The organism is Thermostichus sp. MS-CIW-41 (genome assembly GCF_054058915.1).
In genome coordinates, this window is sequence record NZ_JBSSBO010000012.1 from 1 (window position 1) to 17,075 (window position 17,075).

Sequence of the window (17,075 nt, forward strand, 5' to 3'; positions counted from 1 at the left end):
GTCAGGACTTGGGTCATGGTTCTATTGTAACCTCGCATTCCTCCCGGCACTGACCCTACGGGTACAGTGCGGGGCTCCTGCGATTTCTAGCTGAACGTCTCGGGGATGCTCAAGAACCACAAGTTAGCTAGTAGTCTAGCCGAGTGTAGTTTCTATGAGTTCAGGCGACAGCTAGAGTATAAAGCTAGGCTCTACAGCTGTCAGGTGGTAGTGGCGGATAGGTTTTATCCGTCCAGCCAGCTGTGTTCTTGTTGCCAGCATAAACAGCAGATGCCGCTGCACCAGCGGGTGTTTCGTTGTGAGAGTTGCGGTTTAGAGAAAGACCGGGATCTCAACGCAGCGATTAACTTGGTGGGGTGGTATTTTGAGGTGTATCTACCCTCAACTACCCCCAGCTTGGGGGGAAGTCACGCCTGTGGAGATCCCGCTGCCGGGGTTGGGTTGCAAGCCCAGCTAGGCAAGGGTCGTAGAAGCAGGAAGAAAGCATCAACGCTGGTCGAAAGTCCACTTTTGTCCAATGTTGTTTAAGTCTTTCGGAGCGGTTAATGGCGTTGAGGATGTAGGCGTGGCGGCTCGTCCACCGGGGATTGATCAACTCGCTATTGGGATCCCCGGGCCTGACATAGGCCATCGTGGCCTCATAACTGTCCAGCAACTGGGTGCGCTGCCGTCCTGCCGGCTGATGGCAACCCACACAACTGGCTTCTAGCAGCGGTTTGACATCCCGTTCGTAGGTAAATTGCGGTTCGGTGCGAAAACTCAGCTGAATGGCCTGCTCGAGGGGCAGCCCCTCTTGGGGAGAAAGCGTGAGGGTGTAACGGGTGCTAAAGCGCAAGGGATCCCGAGGCTTAAGCAACAACTCGTCTCCCTGCACATCAAAAATAACCGCTGCCGGCGGATCCAACTGAACCGCCAGACGTTGTAGATTGGGATCCAGTGGCCGATTGAATTGCAGCCGAATGACTCCATCCACAAAAACATCCTGCTGTTCGGGGGTAGGCTGGGAAGACACCCACTCCAAAAATGCCTGACTTTGAGAAGCATTCGACTGAGGCCAAACTTGCCGATGAGACTCGATGACAAAGAACGCTGCTGCCAACAACAACAGCCCCGCCCAAGTTCGCCACCGCCGCCAATGGCGAAAGACATTTGGCACGGTCGGAGTGTTCATTGCCGCAGACCCAATTTAACTGTTGTCAGAATAGCGAACTTACCCACACTTCAGCCATTGATGAGGTACAAACTGCCAGGGATCCCCAGCGGATCATGAGGATCCCTTGTTCTGAAAAGTAGAAAGACAATGAGCACCGGAGCGAAGGGAAGAGGTCGCTGCTCCCAAGCCCCTAGAGGCCGAAAGGAATACCAAAGGCTTTACCCAAGCTGAGATGAACTCACCAGCAGGGAAAAGCATCCAGGGAGGCAGCAAATCAGTTGACCCGCTCCAGCTTGATGTTGTGGTGGCCCAGCTTGATCTCAAACTCATCTCCGGGCTTGAGGCCCATCTTCTTGGTGTAGGCAGCTCCAATCAGGAGGTTGCCATTCTTATGAACCGAAACCCGGAAGGTAGGAGCGCGGCCACGGGATCCATTTTCGTCACTAGCGCCGAGATCCACGCCAACGGCCTTCAACAGGGCGTTGTTAAACTGCATCAGATTCACTCGCTCCTGACCATTCTTGGTGTAGGTGACATAACCACAGGCGCGAGCTTTTTCCTTGCGATCCGCATTTCCCATTGAAGTTACCTTGTCGAGGAGCTCTTGGCCAGTGAGTGGTTTTGGTTTACTGGTTGTAGCCATATCGAGATGGTTTTAGGGACAACTGTTAGTGTAGCCAGAAACAAACAGGGATTGCAACAGAGTTTGATCCAATTCCTTCTTATTACAGGGAATAAGTCAGCGACCGCAATGGGATCTGAGGGGTGGTTGCGCAAAACAGCAGTGGGGAATTCCCTCTAAAGGCCAGAACCTATGGGGGAGACTTTGGCTGAAATTGGGTAATGACAGATCCTCAGGCCCTATTCTCGACAGGGTCAAAAGTATCTTTGGGCGAGGGATCCCCGCTTCGCCGCCGGAATTGAGCAAAACCAGCGAAACTGGAAACAAGGCTGTTTGCGTGTCACTCGATATGGATCCCTTTTGGTCAGGGCGGCGTCTCCTCATTGGGGTGAGCGGGGGGATTGCTGCTTACAAAACGGCAGCTTTGGTGTCTGCTCTGGTGCAGCAGGGAGCAGAGCTCAAGGTGGTTTTGACAAAAGCTGCGGAACATTTTATTTCTCCTTTGGCTTTTGCCACCTTGTCTCGCCAACCGGCTTTTACGGATGCCGCCTTTTGGCAAGCAACACGAGGACGACCGCTGCACATCGAGTTGGGGGAATCGGCGGAGGCTCTCCTCATTGCACCCTTGTCGGCCAACACCTTGGGCAAGTTGGCTCATGGGCTGGCGGATAACTTGCTCACCAATGTGGTTTTGGCTTCCCGGTGTCCGGTGGCGGTGGCACCGGCTATGAATACGCAGATGTGGAAGGCGGAGAAGGTGGCCGAGAATTGGCAGCGGCTGCAGCAGGATCCCCGTTTTTGGGCCTTGCCGACGGCCAGTGGCCGCTTGGCCTGTGATGCGGTGGGGGAAGGGCGCATGTTGGAGCCGGAGGCGCTGCAGGAGTATGTGCGGGCTTTGCTCTGGACAGGGGGGAAAAAAGATTGGCAGGGCAAGCGGGTGTTGGTGACGGCGGGGGGTACACGGGAGCCCATCGACGCGGTGCGTTTTATCGGCAACCCGGCCAGTGGTCGGATGGGAGTGGCATTGGCGGTGGCGGCGGCCTGCCGAGGAGCGACGGTGACTCTGGTTCATGGGCCGTTGGGGATCCCTTTTGAGCCGGAACCCTTTGGCATTCGGGCCATTCGAGTGGAGACGGCAGCCCAACTGGAGGCGGCTTTGCAGGCGGAATTTCCCCAGGCGGATCTCTTGTGGATGGCTGCTGCTGTGGGGGATGTGCGCCCCTCTCAGGTTTACGCGGGGAAGCTGCCCAAAGCCGATCTACCCCAGATGTTGCCGTTGGAGCCGATCCCTGACCTGCTGGCAGCTCTGGCCCGCCACAAACGCCCTGGCCAACGCCTCATCGGCTTTGCCGCCCAAAGTGGGGATCCCTTGCCACCGGCCAGAGAGAAGCTCCGCCAGAAGGGCCTGGATGCTATTGTGGCCAACCCCATCGACCAACCGGATAGCGGCTTTGGCAGCAGCCACAACCAAGGCTATTGGATCCCCCAGCAGGGAAGTCCAGAGCGGATCCCATTGGCAACCAAGCCAACCCTGGCCCACCGGCTGCTGGATCTGGCCCGGCAATTGGAGTTGGGCTACTTTAGTTAAACTCCCTCTCCCTCTGGAAGAGGGGCCGGGGGTGGGGGCTGTGCGGTACAGAACGCTAAACTTCCCGGAATAGCTGTTCGCGAACTGCCTCAAGAACCTGTGTAAAGCCACAGGGGCAAGCCCGAGGTGCTCGCTTCAAACTGCAGACGGGCCAAGGCTTCTGCTGCCGGCAGAAATCGAGACCAACCTCTGCGCCGCGGGAGCAGGTCGTAGAACTTCGCATCCGTCGGCAAACCCGCCAGCTCTGCCGCCCAAAGGCGGGCATCTTCTTCTGTGCCCAAGCGATCCACCACACCCAAGTGGAGGGCCTGCTCTCCGCTGAAAATGCGGCCATCGGCAAAAGTTTTGACCACATTCAAACTCAACTTGCGGGCAGCAGCAACCGTCTGCACAAACTGGCCGTAGGTGATGTCGATCAACTCTTGCAGGATGTTTCGCTCTTCCGGGGTTAGCTCGCGATCAAACGAGAGAATATCTTTGTAGGGGCCAGACTTAATCACCTTAAATGAAATCCCCACCTTATCCAGGAGGCGTTCGATATTATTGCCTCGAATGATCACGCCAATGCTACCGGTGATCGTTCCTGGGTTGGCGACAATTTTTTCGGCTCCCATGGCAATATAAACCCCCCCAGAGGCGGCAATGTTGCCAAAGCTGGCGACAATACGGGTGCCCTTTTTCTCTCGCAAACGCAAGAGGGCATTGTAGATTTCTTGGGAGTCGGCCACCGTCCCACCTGGACTGTCGATGCGCAGCACCACGGCAGGGATATGGTTTTCTTCCGCCTCTTTCAGGGCCTTGAGAACCCGCTCGCGAGTTTTGCCATCAATAGCCCCTGCCACCTCAATGCGGCCGATTTGCCGGCGCAAGCCACCCAAGAATAACCGCTTCAGCATGGAAAAGAACTGGATAGAGATAAGTGCATATTCTGTATCATGAATGGCGGCTTGTGGCCCGGTCAACCAGTTGCCTAGATGTTGCCATACACCGGGAGCACCACCCCCCGCAGATCCCGCGCTGCTTCTGAGACCAAAAAGGCAATCACCTGCCCGATGGACTCTGGCTTTACCCACAGCTTGGCTCGCTCGGATCCCATGGCAGCTCGGTTGGCCGGCGTGTCGATGATGCTGGGCAGGATGACGTTGGCCGTGATGTCGGTGCCTTGGGTTTCGGCGGCAATGGTACGGGTCAGGGCCACCACCCCCGCTTTGGAAGCGCAGTAGGCGGCCAATTGCGGGCCCGGCTCCACCGCTCCGCGGGATCCCACCGTTACAATCCTCCCATAGCCCTGTTGCCACATTCTGCGCAGGCTGTGCTTGCAGGTCAGGAATGTGGTGGTGAGGTTGAGGTCGAAGTCGCGATACCAGTCCGCCAAGCTGTACTCGTGGGTGGGGCCCATGGCAAAGCCCCCCACCAGGTGGATCAGCCCATCCACGCGGGGTAGGTCGGCAATGACGCGGGCAACCGCTGCCTCATCTGTTAAATCCACTTGCACAAAGCGAACCCGATCCAGAGCATTGGCCGGCAGTCGCTCCCGCAAAATGGTGAGATCTTTCTCTTGTCGATAGGTCAAGGTCAGCTCTGCTCCGCTGGCCAGCACCACGGGAACCACCCCCAAACCCAGCCCGCCTGTGCCACCGGTCAAGAGGATTTGCTTGCCTTGGTTGCTTTGCATGGATGCACCTGCATTGGCGAAGGGGATCCAGAACAAGATCGGGAAGGGACTTCAAAAACCCCAGAGGATGTTTGGGTTCGTCCAACTGAGCTTCCCTCTCTCACCCTACCCCGGTTCCTGCCCCTCTTGAGGAACAACAGCCCTTTTGGGCGCTTTCTCCAGCAACAGATCGCTCAAGGCCAGCCAGTGGGGCAGATCCAGCTCTTCGGCGCGGGCATCGGGGTTGAGGCGGAGCTGAGCCAAAGCTGCTGCGACCACCTCTCGCTCCACCAAGCTTCCCAGGGCATTGACGAGCTTCTTGCGGCGGGTGGAGAACCCCTGTCGAAGGAGGTGGTTAAACCAGCAGGGATCCCGGACGGGGGTGGGGGCGGGGCGGGGGGTGAGGCGAATCACAGCAGATTCCACCTTGGGGGCGGGCTTGAAAGCGGTGGGGGGCACCCTGCAGATCAGCTCGCAATCGGCCAAATACTGCGTCCGCAGGCTCAGAGCACCATAGGCTTTGCTGCCGGGGCCGGCCTGCAAGCGCTCGGCCAGCTCTTTTTGCACCAGAAGGACAATGCGCTCGAACTGCCGAACCGGCTGGGCCGGGGATCCGAGCACCTTTTCCAAAATGGGGCCGGTCAAGTTGTAGGGGATATTGGCCACCAGCAGGCGGGGTTGAGGAGGCAGCGGCAGGCGGAGAAAATCTCCCTCCAGCAGGTGAAAACGGGGTTGGCCGGCGAACCGTTTTTGCAACAGCCGGCACAGATCCCGGTCGATCTCCACCGCCACCACCTGGACACCCTGGGCCAGCAATCGCCGCGTCAGTTGGCCGGTGCCGGGGCCGATCTCCAGCACCCAAGTGGGATCCGCGTCTCCCTCCAGATCATTCAACTGGGCAGCCCGCAAAATCGCCTCGTGAACAGCGGGATCCTTGAGCCAATGCTGACCAAACCGCTTACGAGGATAGGGCAACCGAGAGGTACCCAGAGCGGTTGAAGGAGAAATGGCCGGGTGGGTCATCGCTGGACTGAGTTGGGAACAGAAATCAAGGTGGGATCCGCATCCTCAGGTCTATCTCGGGCGGGTTGAGCAGGGAGCGCCTCTGGGTTCGGATCCCCGCTCAGGAGCGGCTTGCGGTAGAGGGGCACCGTAAAGGTGACGGTGGATCCCAGCCCTTCGCCCAGGCTGTAGAAATTGATTTCCCCTCCCATCGCCTCCACCAGGCGTTGGCTGATGGCCAGGCCCAAGCCCGTCCCCCCATATTGGCGGGTGGTGGAACCATCCACCTGTGTGAAGGCCTGAAACAGTTTTTGCTGCTTTTCCAGCGATACCCCGATCCCGGTGTCGATGACGCGGATGCGGGCCAACCCCGGATTGCCGGGCAGGATATCCGCCCGCACGGTTACCGAGCCTTTGGGGGTAAACTTGATGGCATTCCCCACCAAATTGAGCATCACCTGCAACAGGCGTTGGTAATCGCCCAAGAGCAAAATCTGATCCGAGGTGTTGGGCAGGTGGAAGCTCAGTTGTAGGTCCTTCTGGCTGGCCTGCAAGCTGGTCTTGGCCTCCACATCCTTAAACAAAGCTCGCAGGTCGCAGGGCTGGAACTCCAACTGCATTTTGCCCGCCTCGATCTTGGCAATATCCAGCACATCGTTGATTAGGGCCAACAGGTGCAGGGCAGAGCGATAGGCCTCCTGCAAGAAGTCCAGCTCCTCTTCGCGGTTTTCGGCCATCCCGTCCAGCACCAGCTTGATAAAGCCGATGATCCCGTTTAGGGGGGTGCGCAGCTCGTGGGAGGTGTTGGCCAGGAATTGGCTTTTCAGTTGGTTGGCCGATTCCGCTTGGGCACGGGCCTGCTCCAGCTCCTTATTTTTCTGACGCAGAGTTTGGTTGGCTAACTGCAAGCGGGTTGCCAGTTGGCGACTTTGATCCAGCAAAATGGCGTGGGCAATGGCCGCGCCCAGGTAGGTGGCAATGCTCTGGAGTACCTGAATGTGGCTTGGCTGCCAAACAGGAACCCTATTCGGATCCAGCATTTCCAGCCAGAGCAGGCTGTTGGCGTAGCCCTGGTAAGACATGGCAATGGCCAGATGTCGCCCCGCCTCCACCGGTTCTTCCTGTCTGAGGGCCTGCAACAAATGGGGGTAATCTGCCAGCTTCAGGGTCTGGTGGAGCAGGGAGGGATCCCCAGGATGGCGGCGGTACTCGGCATTGACCGTGAGGGAGTCTTGCCCCACCTCGTAGAGGGCCATCAGGCAGCGATCTACCTCAAACAGTTGCCCCAACTGCTCCACGGTCTGCTGGCACAGTTGCCGGATATCCAGGGAATGCCGGATGTTGCGCACCAACTGCGTCGTGATCCCCTGTACCGGATCGGCCGGGAGAGCATGGGGCTGGCTGTTGGGGCTGCTGGTTCCTCCGGCCAACGCAAAAGGCGTAGCCCCCAGCAACTTGCCCACTGCCGCAACCGCCACCACCTCCCCTTCCATGTCCCGTACAGGGTTGAGAGAAAGATGCAGATGCAACTTGTAGCGGGGCGAGAGCACCTGACATTCGTAGGAGAGGGGATCCCCGCTTGCAAAGACCTGGTTGAGCTTGGCTTCGTACTCTCCAGCGTTGGCCACCTCCCAGATTTGCTGTCCGCTCACGATGTGCTGAGGGTGGATGCCATATTTCTCGGCATCTTCCCAGTAAAAACTCCAGAAGCGCCTCTGGCGATCCTGCGTGTAGAACATCGGAGTGGGTCGGAGGGCGCCCATTTGGGATGAAGCCATCATTGCGCTAGGGGAACGTAGGCCAAAACTTAGGTTTTTCCAGAGGAAGCCGGGCTGGCCGGATCAGAGGCCGGGCGGGTTAGTGGGGCAGAGTCCTTGTTGAGGCGGGCGAAGATCATGCGGCCTGCTGAGGTTTGAATGGCGCTGGTCACAACCACAGAGCGGGTTTTGCCCACAGAGCGCTGCCCTTCTTCCACCACCACCATGGTGCCGTCTTCCAAGTAGCCCACCCCTTGACCTGGCTCTTTTCCTTCGCGGGTGATCTTGATATCAAAGCTGTCGCCGGCAACATAGATGGGCCGCAGCGCCTCGGCCAACTCATTCACATTCAGCACCTTGACCCCCTGCAGAGCCGCCACCTTCTTCAGGTTGTAATCGGTGGTAAGCAGCGTTCCCCCCACGGTTTGGGTGAGGCGCACCAGCTTTTCATCGACAGTGGTCAGATCTGGATAGTTGGCTTCGTGAATAACGAAACGATCGGGGTAGGCCTCTCGCAAAGACTGCAGGGTATCCAAGCCTTTGCGGCCCCGCTCTCGTTTTTGGGCATCGGCTTTGTCGGCAATGGTCTGCAATTCCGTCAGCACAAAGCGAGGAACCACCAGGGTTCCTTCCAAAAAACCTGTCTCGATTAACTGAGCCACTCGGCCATCGATGATGGAGCTGGTGTCCAAAACCTTGGCGCTGGCAGCCACCACATTGCCCTCCGCCCAGAGGGCTGCTTGTAAAGCATAGTTGGGGTTAAACAGCCGCAGCAGCGAGGGGCCGTGGGTATCGGCCAGGCTGACCCCCAGGTAAGCAAAGGCCAAGCTGAAAAAGACCGAAGCCAGCGGCTCGAGGAACCTGTTGAGTTGGGGGGGCAGGGGCAGCAAGTACACAGGAGCCATGGCCAGATTGGCGATCACCAAGCCGATCACCAACCCCACCGAGCGGCTGATCAACACGTCCGGCGGCAAGGAGCGCACATTGGCCTCGAAGCGACGGTAGCTCCAGCGCACCAGGGATCCCAAAGCCAGTCCTGCCAGCACGCCAAAGCCGCTGGTGACGACACGGGCTCCTTCCACATTGGCCCCCTGAATGGCGGCAGGAGGGAGCAAATCCAGGCCGTAAAACCCGAGACCAGCCCCGGCCAACATGAAGATCGCGATCAGTAAAGCGTCTAGCATAAGAAATAAAGACGGCCCTGCTGAGTGGGTGATGCTGCTGGGAATAGGCAAATCTGCTTCCTACTCATTCTAGTCGTCTGGTGTTGGAGGGATCCGGACAACCAAGCCAGCCCTCCCCCAGAAGGATTCAGACTATGCTGAAATCATAGCGATCCCTTGCCAGCTTGAGGGATCTGTGGAGCATGCCTCTAACCCCCAAAACCCTGAACTTTGCTGAATTTACTGAGCTTTAGGCGGTTTGGCAAAAGTCATTGAGAGGGATATAGTAGACCAAGTTTCCCCCTGATCCTTGAGTCCACCGCAACGGTTGCCGGGAAGTGAAGGGGGAAAGCGCTCGGGGGGTATTCCTCAGGGCTTTGCGGGATACCGCCTTCCTGTTTGGACTCCGTCCCGCTGACGCGAACAGAGATAGGCAGGATGCGATCGCTTCTTTCCTGAACCATGTTCAGGAGAGTTCAGCGTGAATGTATCAGAAACCGCTACAATCCAAATCTCAACGAGGCTAAAAGCAACCATGGCACAAGCACTGGAACTCAATACCGAGAACGTCGAGAAAGTCCTGAACGAGCTGCGTCCTTACTTGATGGCCGATGGGGGCAATGTGGAATTGGTGGAAATCGATGGCCCGGTGGTCAAGCTGCGCTTGCAGGGGGCCTGTGGAGCCTGCCCCAGCTCGACCATGACTCTAAAGATGGGCATTGAGCGCAAGTTGCGGGAGAGCATTCCCGATATTTTGGAGGTGGAGCAGGTATTCTGAGGGGCCCTGTAGGTTTTTGTGAGATTCCTTTAGGGTTCTTTATCATGTGTTGGACTATGTGCCTTGATAAATAGCCTCGGGTGGCTCTCTGCTCCCCACTTCTGTGCCTTTTCAGAGCTAGCGCATGTCTGTTCTCCTCTCCATCGCCATTCTCGCCCTGCTGATCCTGGTGCATGAGGCAGGCCATTTTGCGGCAGCCAAACTCCAAGGGATCCACGTCAACCGCTTCTCGCTGGGGTTTGGGCCGGTGTTGTGGCGATACCAGGGCAAGGAGACAGAGTACGCCATTCGCGCCCTGCCGCTGGGGGGCTACGTGGGCTTTCCTGACGAGGATGAACATTCCCCCTACCCGCCCGACGACCCGGATCTGCTGAAAAACCGCCCCGTGTTGGATCGCCTGGTGGTGATGAGTGCGGGGGTGATGGCCAACCTGCTCTTCGCCTATCTGGTGCTGGTGTTGATGTTCGCCTCGGTGGGGATCCCCTCGGTAACGCGCATCCATCCCGGCATTCTCATCCCTCAGGTGATGCCCGATAGCCCGGCGGAGCGGGCCGGCCTGGAGGCAGGGGATGTGGTGTTGCAGGCAGCCGATCGCGATTACAGGGGGATTGCCGACGAGACGGCGGCCTTGGCAGCTCTGAACGATTTTCAGGTGCTGATCCGCAGCAGCGAGAACCGGCCCATTCCCCTGGAGGTGCAGCGTGGGGAAGGGGATCCCCTGCAATTGACGGTGATCCCAGAGATGCGGGGAGAGACGGTGGCCATTGGAGTGACCTTGGCCCCCAATCAAGAGGTGACCTTGCGCCCCGCCCAGAGCGTGGCCGAGATCCTCACGGAGGCGGGAAATGCCTACCAGCGGGTGGTGATGCTCAATCTGAACGGACTGCAGCAGTTGGTTCAGAATTTCCAAAGCACGGCTGCTCAGGTCTCCGGCCCGGTGGGGATCGTCAAGATTGGGGCGGATCTGGCCCGCGATGACGCCGCCAGCCTGTTTAATTTCACCGCTTTGATTAGCATTAACCTGGCCTTTCTCAACCTGTTGCCCCTGCCCGCCTTGGACGGGGGACACATTGCCTTTTTGATCCTGGAGGCGATTCGCGGCAAACGGCTGCCCAAGCATCTGGAGGAGCGGGTGATGCAGACGGGCTTGGTGTTGTTACTGGGATTGGGGGTGGTGCTGATCTTCAAAGACACCCTCGCCATTGTCACCGGGTCGGGCTAGGGGAAGATGGCCAGCAAACGGGCCCTGCGCCAGCGAGCTTTGGAGATCCTGCTCCGGCTGAAGCGCCACTACCCCAACTCCACCTGTGCCCTCCACTACCAGACGCCGCTGCAGCTCTTGGTGGCAACCATCCTCTCGGCTCAGTGTACGGATGAGCGGGTGAATCAGGTGACGCCGGAGCTGTTTCGTCGCTTCCCGGATGCCCAGGCCCTGGCGACAGCGCCGCGAGAGGAGATCGAGGCTCTCATCCATTCCACCGGCTTCTATCGCAACAAGGCCAAGCACATTCAGGAAGCCTGCCGCAAGATCTTGAGCCATTTCGGTGGCCAAGTGCCCCGCACCATGCCGGAGCTGCTCACCCTACCCGGCGTAGCCCGCAAGACGGCCAATGTGGTGTTGGCTCATGCTTTTGGCATCCATGCCGGGGTTACCGTCGATACCCATGTCAAGCGCCTCAGCCGCCGCCTCGGCCTCACTGAGCACGAGGATCCCGTGCGCGTCGAAAAGGATCTGATGCAGTTGTTGCCGCAGGCGGATTGGGAGAACTGGTCTATCCGTCTGATCGACCACGGGCGGGCCGTCTGCACTGCCCGCAAGCCTCTGTGCCAGCAATGTTTTTTGGTGGATCTCTGCCCCAGCGCTCCCCTCCTGAGACCGGCGGCACCGGATGAGAAAATGGATAAAAAAGCTACCAAAGCCTCGCCAACCTGAGAGGATGGTTTCTGGGCGCCCTGTATGGCTGAGCCGGCAGGGATCCCTCCCTTGCAGCACTTGTTTTGGCCGCCCCTCGCCCTAGAATAAGCTCCATGCAGGATAAACCCATGTCAGTCGCGCCCCCCGTTCTGGTCATTGCCGGCCTGACGGGATCCGGGAAAACTTTGGCCATCCAGCAGTTGGAACAACTGGGGTACACCAGCCTAGAAGGGATCCCGCCTGCCCAGGTGATCCCCTTGGTTGAGGCGATGCGGACCCATCACGCTGCTTTGGCCATCAGCTTGAATCTCCACGCCCAGGAGTACCGGGATCAAGTTCCCACCCTGGCTGCTTGGGTGCAATCGCAAGGGATCCCTTTCCTATTCTTGGAGGCCCGCTCCCCAGTGTTGCTCAACCGTCTCAGCGCCCACCGCCGTCCCCATCCCTACGGGGAAGCTGCCGGTTTGTTGGAGGCCATTGAGCAAGAGCGGCTGGCTCTGGCCCCGGTGCGGGAACGCTGCACCCACTGGTTGGATACCTCCGACCTCAATGCCCAGCAACTGCGGCAGCAATTGCAAGCTTTGGTGCAAGGGATCCCCCAGCCCCTCAACCTAAGGTTGGTCAGCTTCGGTTTCAAGTACGGCGTTCCCCCCGATGCCAACTTGCTATTTGATGTGCGCTTTTTGCCCAACCCCTTCTTTCAGCCCCATCTGCGTCGCCTCACTGGGCAGGATCCCCTGCTGCAGGAGTTCTTGTTTGCGGATCCCATCACACAATCCACCTACCAGCACATCTTGTCCCTGATCAAAGCGTTTTGGCCCCACTACCGCGCAGAGCGTCGCCCCCACCTGACTTTGGCTATCGGCTGTACCGGCGGTCAGCACCGCTCGGTGGCCCTGGTGGAGCGCCTGGCCCAGGATTTGCAGCCTTGGACTGTCCCTGCCGGCAACCACGTTCTTCCCGACCTGAATGTTCAGGTTCAGCATCGCCATCTGCTCGACTCTCAGCGGGAGCTGGAAGCCCGCTTTGGCCCGGCGCCCGGCGAAGCCGGCGTTGCCCAGCAACAGGTTAGGATCCCTTTGGCCGGCGTTCCTGCACCTTCCCATGCCTAAGCCTGTGCCCAGCAACAAGTCCGCCGCTTGGGGCATTCGCCGCCGCAAGGCTGCTTGGCCGGGAAGTGGCTGGAAATGGCTCTTTCCCGGTTTAGCCGTTAAACGCTGGCTGAGCCTGGCGGTTGGGGGCGTGCTGCTGATGGTGCTGGGCATTGCCATCTGGACGGAGTTGACCCCCATCTTTCGCCTGAAGCGGCTGATCGACATCACCCTGCGCCTGATCACCACTTGGATCCCGAACAACATCAGTGGCCCCCTGGTGACTGGGATCGGGCTGGTGATGGTGGTGCTGGGGTTTCGCAGCGCCATGCGCTCCATCGAGGATGTGCTGATCCCCGAGGGAGATGAAGCGCTGGTGGATAAGCTGTTGTCGCGGCGGCGTCTCAGCCGTGGTCCCCGCATTGTGGTACTGGGGGGCGGCACCGGCCTCTCCAACCTGCTGCGGGGTCTGAAGCGCTACAGCTCCAACATCACGGCCATTGTCACGGTGGCCGATGACGGGGGATCCTCAGGGCGTCTGCGGCGGGAGATCGGCGTTTTGCCCCCCGGCGATATCCGCAACTGTCTGACTGCTCTGGCCAACGAGGAAAAGCTGCTCACCGAGCTGTTTCAATATCGCTTCCAGTCGGGGGAAGGGTTGAGCGGCCACAGCTTCGGCAACCTGTTCATCACTGCCCTCACCGCGGTAACCGGCGGCGACTTGATTCGGGCCATCACTGCCACCTCACAAGTCTTGGCCATTCAGGGGCGGGTGCTGCCGGCCACCCTGGCGGATGTTACCCTCTGGGCGGAGCTGAGCGATGGCCGCCGCGTGGTGGGAGAGTCCAACATTGCCAAAGCCGGAGGACGCATTTGCCGAATCGGCTGTGACCCCCCCAACCCTCCCGCCCTACCGGAAGTCATCGAGGCTATTGAGGCGGCAGAGTTTGTGGTGCTGGGGCCGGGTAGCCTCTACACCAGCATCATCCCTAACCTGTTGGTACCGGAAATTGTGGAAGCTCTGGCCAAAAATATGGCCCCCCACATCTACGTCTGCAACATCATGACCGAGCCGGGGGAAACCGACGGCTATACCGTTGGGGATCACGTCATGGCTCTGGATCGGGTGGCAGGAGTGCGCCTATTTGACGGCGTGCTGGTGCAGCGGGAGCCACCCTCCCCGCGCGCTTTGGAGCATTACCGCCGCAGCGGTTCTGAGTTTGTGGTGCTGGATCCCGACAAACTGGCTTACCTGGGCTGCCGTGCCGTTTTGGCTAACGTCATGCAAGAGGATCCAGAGACCGGCTTGGTGCGCCACAACCCCGAACGCTTGGCGGCAATGCTGATGCGCTGGTTCGACAGACATCGCCCCCTCTAGGTTGGCCCAGGCTATTCTCCGCTGCTATTGCAGGCGGGAATAGGGACGGGGATAGGGTTTGCCCATCTGTCGAGCCAGGTACACCTGAAAGGTTTGTGCCACCGCCCCTGCCCGCACCAGGGGAACCTCGGCCACAGGCTCGATTTGGGCAAAGTAGTCGCCATAGGTGGCTGGGATCCCTGCCCTCGGCTGGAACAACTTGGAAGTGATGAGCAGCCCATCCTGCCCCAGCCAATCCTGCGGCTGCGACCAAAAGGCAAAGCCCCGCAAATCTGCATCCAGGCAGGTCAGAGGCTTGTCCGTCAGCGGGGCCAGGGCCATGGCGATCTGACCGCCCAAAAAATAGGCATTGGTAAAAACGAACTCTGCCTCCTCAAGGGCCTGAGCCAGGCGGGGATCCGTCCGAAAGCGCTGCCGCAACTGCTCAATTTCAATGAGCTGAGTAGAGGGATCCTGCTCCACGGGCCACAGGCCCAGCCCGCCAGGAGCCTGCAGCAGGCCATAGCGCACATGGGCCAGCCCCACCCCCACCACCAAGCTGACCATCACCGCCGTCCCCACTAAGGTTCGCTTCGCTCCCGGCCACCGTTCCCAGAAGGATCCCAGCAGCAGCGTCAGCACCCAAAACCCCGGCATGGGCCAGGTGGGCAAGATGGGCCGGTAGCCTCCCATCAAGGTAAAGGCCAACACCAGCGGTAATCCACAGGCCAGGATCAAAAGGTGCTTGAGCTCTTCATCCGTCAGCCGCATCCCGCGGAGAATCTGCAGGGCCACCCGACCCGTCCCTGCCAAACTCGCCCACCCCAAAGGGATCCCCAAGCTGGGGAACAGGTAAAAGATTTCAGAAAGGATCGTCAGCCCCAGCGCTTGCAGTTGATACCCTGCCTCCGGCACCGCCCGCCCCGCCTGAAAGCGAAAGGAGACCCAATCCTGCTGGGCGTTCCAGATCAGCACCGGGCTGAAGGCCAGCACAAAACCCAGCACCGCCAGCACCGTCCAGCCCGACCTCAAGGCACAGCGATGAACTGGGCTGAGCAGACAAAAGAGTACCAGGCCGAACCCCAAAGCCAAGCCGTGGTACTTCCCCAAGCAGGCCAGCCCCACCAAGAGACCTATGAGCGCTAGCCTAGGCCCTGGCCGATAGCGAGCCGCCCCATAGACAGCCAATTTCCCCTGCCCCAAAGGCACCGGGAAAAACTCCTGAGCGGCCACCCACAAGGTTGCTGCCGTAAAAAAGACCAGCGGACTATCCGGCAGGGTCAGCACCCCAAACCCAATCCAAAGGATGGGTGCGATGCTGATGGCCGCCAAGCTGATCAGTCCCGCCCGAACAGAGAAAAGGCGCGCTCCGGTGTAGTAGAGGAATAGGGAAGAGCCACAATACAGCAGCAGGGATCCCAGTCGAATAGAAAAAGCCGACACCTGGCCGGTCAAGGCAGGCCCCAAGCCCGTTGTCCAGGCCACCAGCGGCGGATGGTCAAAATAGCTCCAATCCAGATGGCGGGTGTAGAGGTAGTAGTAGGCTTCGTCAAAGCCCGGCGGCAAAAGGGCAGCCACCAGGCCCCGCATGAACAAGCCCAACCCCAGGATTAGCCAAACCGCTCTAGGCAATGGAGGGGATCCCTATGGGCAGATGGACAGATCTAACTTACCTTGAATACCTCTCGGGGCTACGTCCCTCTAGCACTATGACTTTGTTTTCCGAAAAAAAATGCCCGATGACTTTCCCGATGACTTTGTTTCCCGCAAAAAAATGACCGGACGCCCCAAAAGTTGACCTAGCTTCTCGGCCTCTGCCCGCGCCTCTGATTCACTGCTACTGAAGATGGATAGCAAAGGCTTCTGGGATTGCAATGTCACCTCTACCGAAAAGCTAGTATCGCCATCAGAATCTGTCCTGGCCCGAACCGTGACCTGCTGCACATCTCGGAAGGAATAAGTTTTCTGCCCTCGCGATCCAAAAGGAGTGAGGTACTCCTCCTGGATTTGGTACAAGGAGCGGTCAAAGGTTAGGCGGTAGGACCACAAAGCCGATATCAGTGTAAAAATCCCTGGCGAAAGGAAGAGGAGGGAAAAGATTATAATATCCACTGAGGGCTTACTGCTATCTACTAAGAGCTGACTCTCTGTGCCGTTCACAAAAGACTGAATGCGCCTTGCCAGTTCCTGAGCCTCCCTCTCACTGGAAGCTGACCAGGCTACCTGTTCCCCTGCAGGAGTTTTCAGCGTGACATAGTAGTATTTGTAGTGGGTTGTTCCTGTTCCTTTAGCTGGGTTTCTTTTGACTCTTGTGATTCCGGTTTTGGTTCCAGCCCCTCTCACGTCCTTGTAGAGTTTAGTCGTACTTGGCAAAGGCAGCAACGGCTGGAAAAACACTTCGCAGTTAACCGCAGACTGGTCAACTCGAAAGCAGGTGAAGTGGCGATCGCCCAGGGAAAACCACTCTAAAGCCAAGAACGGGAGGAACATGAAGGTAAGAAAAGGGCCCAAACACGAAACTTTTTTCTCTTGGTATACGCGCTTGTTGTGGCTCTCCTCCACGCATTTCATAGACTTAACTCCGAGAAAGCTGGATTTGTTTAGATTATGGCTTGCTAGTCTGCCGGTCGTCTGTTTCCGAGAATACGAAGCGTTTAAAAAATTATGAAAAGCAGTAAGTCCTCCGGTTTTCGCTGTGCTGTATTCAACTTCCCCTCTCTCCAACCAGGAGCGGAAATTGAGTGGCTGACTGCACGAGGCGCCGGGAAGAGGTTTTAAATCAAGCAAGTTAAAGGTTTGAGCTGTTGAATGTACGCAAGTGAGTTGGGTTTTTCATGTCTTCCCAGTTTCTTTTGAATGTGATTTAAAACTGTGGATCCAAGTGCGAAAAGTCTGAGGACTTGCCCGCACCTAATTCATGTTCTGAGGTATTATGTTATCTCCAATACCTCTAAAATGTCCTGGCTGCTTTTCGGGATCCCAAGGTCTTTCCCAG

The 17,075-nt window shown here is 58.3% G+C and carries 15 protein-coding genes and 1 pseudogene; 7 read left to right on the plus strand and 9 right to left on the minus strand.

Going from position 1 to position 17,075, the window contains the following annotated elements:
- Positions 1–90 precede the first annotated feature (90 nt).
- Positions 91–351, plus strand: a pseudogene (locus ACVWXE_RS05455) (RNA-guided endonuclease InsQ/TnpB family protein); the annotation flags it as partial.
- A 34-nt stretch (positions 352–385) separates the two neighbouring features.
- Here ACVWXE_RS05455 and ACVWXE_RS05460 read toward each other — a convergent pair.
- The gene (locus tag ACVWXE_RS05460; protein ID WP_414406645.1) at positions 386–1,171 is read right to left on the minus strand and encodes an Ig-like domain-containing protein; all 786 of its coding nucleotides are present in this window, start codon (positions 1,169–1,171) and stop codon (positions 386–388) included.
- Between the two features lie 256 nt (positions 1,172–1,427).
- Positions 1,428–1,796 (minus strand): AbrB family transcriptional regulator, encoded by a 369-nt coding sequence (locus ACVWXE_RS05465; RefSeq protein WP_011432615.1) that lies wholly within the window; start codon positions 1,794–1,796, stop codon positions 1,428–1,430.
- Positions 1,797–2,124: 328 nt separating this feature from the next.
- Between ACVWXE_RS05465 and coaBC the strand changes: the two genes are divergently transcribed.
- Complete coding sequence (gene coaBC, locus ACVWXE_RS05470; RefSeq protein ID WP_457489807.1) at positions 2,125–3,363, plus strand: bifunctional phosphopantothenoylcysteine decarboxylase/phosphopantothenate--cysteine ligase CoaBC; 1,239 nt, start codon at positions 2,125–2,127, stop codon at positions 3,361–3,363.
- Positions 3,364–3,452: 89 nt separating this feature from the next.
- Here coaBC and sppA read toward each other — a convergent pair whose 3' ends face one another.
- The 5 genes from sppA to ACVWXE_RS05495 all read right to left on the minus strand — a co-directional run bounded on the left by sppA (position 3,453) and on the right by ACVWXE_RS05495 (position 8,960).
- Positions 3,453–4,259: a signal peptide peptidase SppA gene (gene sppA / locus ACVWXE_RS05475; protein WP_414330880.1), complete on the minus strand. Its 807-nt coding sequence runs from the start codon at positions 4,257–4,259 to the stop codon at positions 3,453–3,455.
- A gap of 74 nt (positions 4,260–4,333) precedes the next feature.
- Positions 4,334–5,038, minus strand: a complete 705-nt coding sequence (fabG, locus tag ACVWXE_RS05480) for a 3-oxoacyl-ACP reductase FabG (protein ID WP_457489773.1) — start codon at positions 5,036–5,038, stop codon at positions 4,334–4,336.
- Positions 5,039–5,143: 105 nt separating this feature from the next.
- On the minus strand, positions 5,144–5,992 hold the full coding sequence (gene rsmA / locus ACVWXE_RS05485) for a 16S rRNA (adenine(1518)-N(6)/adenine(1519)-N(6))-dimethyltransferase RsmA (RefSeq protein WP_457489774.1): 849 nt from the start codon (positions 5,990–5,992) through the stop codon (positions 5,144–5,146).
- A gap of 44 nt (positions 5,993–6,036) precedes the next feature.
- Complete coding sequence (locus tag ACVWXE_RS05490) at positions 6,037–7,782, minus strand: sensor histidine kinase (RefSeq protein WP_457489775.1); 1,746 nt, start codon at positions 7,780–7,782, stop codon at positions 6,037–6,039.
- A gap of 44 nt (positions 7,783–7,826) precedes the next feature.
- Positions 7,827–8,960: a PIN/TRAM domain-containing protein gene (locus tag ACVWXE_RS05495; protein WP_414406649.1), complete on the minus strand. Its 1,134-nt coding sequence runs from the start codon at positions 8,958–8,960 to the stop codon at positions 7,827–7,829.
- A 514-nt stretch (positions 8,961–9,474) separates the two neighbouring features.
- On the opposite strand from ACVWXE_RS05495, the gene ACVWXE_RS05500 reads away from it, so the two are divergent.
- The 5 genes from ACVWXE_RS05500 (at position 9,475) to ACVWXE_RS05520 (ending at position 14,101) form a co-directional block, all read left to right on the plus strand.
- Positions 9,475–9,717, plus strand: a complete 243-nt coding sequence (locus ACVWXE_RS05500) for a NifU family protein (RefSeq protein WP_011432622.1) — start codon at positions 9,475–9,477, stop codon at positions 9,715–9,717.
- A gap of 124 nt (positions 9,718–9,841) precedes the next feature.
- Positions 9,842–10,939, plus strand: a complete 1,098-nt coding sequence (rseP, locus tag ACVWXE_RS05505) for an RIP metalloprotease RseP (protein ID WP_457489776.1) — start codon at positions 9,842–9,844, stop codon at positions 10,937–10,939.
- Between the two features lie 6 nt (positions 10,940–10,945).
- Complete coding sequence (gene nth, locus ACVWXE_RS05510; RefSeq protein WP_457489777.1) at positions 10,946–11,650, plus strand: endonuclease III; 705 nt, start codon at positions 10,946–10,948, stop codon at positions 11,648–11,650.
- Positions 11,651–11,760: 110 nt separating this feature from the next.
- A complete protein-coding gene (rapZ, locus tag ACVWXE_RS05515; protein ID WP_414349764.1) occupies positions 11,761–12,744 on the plus strand; it encodes an RNase adapter RapZ in 984 nt (327 codons plus the stop codon).
- Complete coding sequence (locus ACVWXE_RS05520) at positions 12,737–14,101, plus strand: gluconeogenesis factor YvcK family protein (protein ID WP_011432626.1); 1,365 nt, start codon at positions 12,737–12,739, stop codon at positions 14,099–14,101. Before rapZ ends, ACVWXE_RS05520 begins: the two co-directional genes overlap by 8 nt.
- Positions 14,102–14,125: 24 nt before the next feature.
- Here ACVWXE_RS05520 and ACVWXE_RS05525 read toward each other — a convergent pair whose 3' ends face one another.
- Both ACVWXE_RS05525 and ACVWXE_RS05530 read right to left on the minus strand, forming a co-directional pair.
- Positions 14,126–15,712 (minus strand): ArnT family glycosyltransferase, encoded by a 1,587-nt coding sequence (locus tag ACVWXE_RS05525; protein ID WP_457489778.1) that lies wholly within the window; start codon positions 15,710–15,712, stop codon positions 14,126–14,128.
- 75 nt (positions 15,713–15,787) lie between these two features.
- Complete coding sequence (locus ACVWXE_RS05530) at positions 15,788–16,651, minus strand: hypothetical protein (RefSeq protein ID WP_457489779.1); 864 nt, start codon at positions 16,649–16,651, stop codon at positions 15,788–15,790.
- Positions 16,652–17,075: the final 424 nt, after the last annotated feature.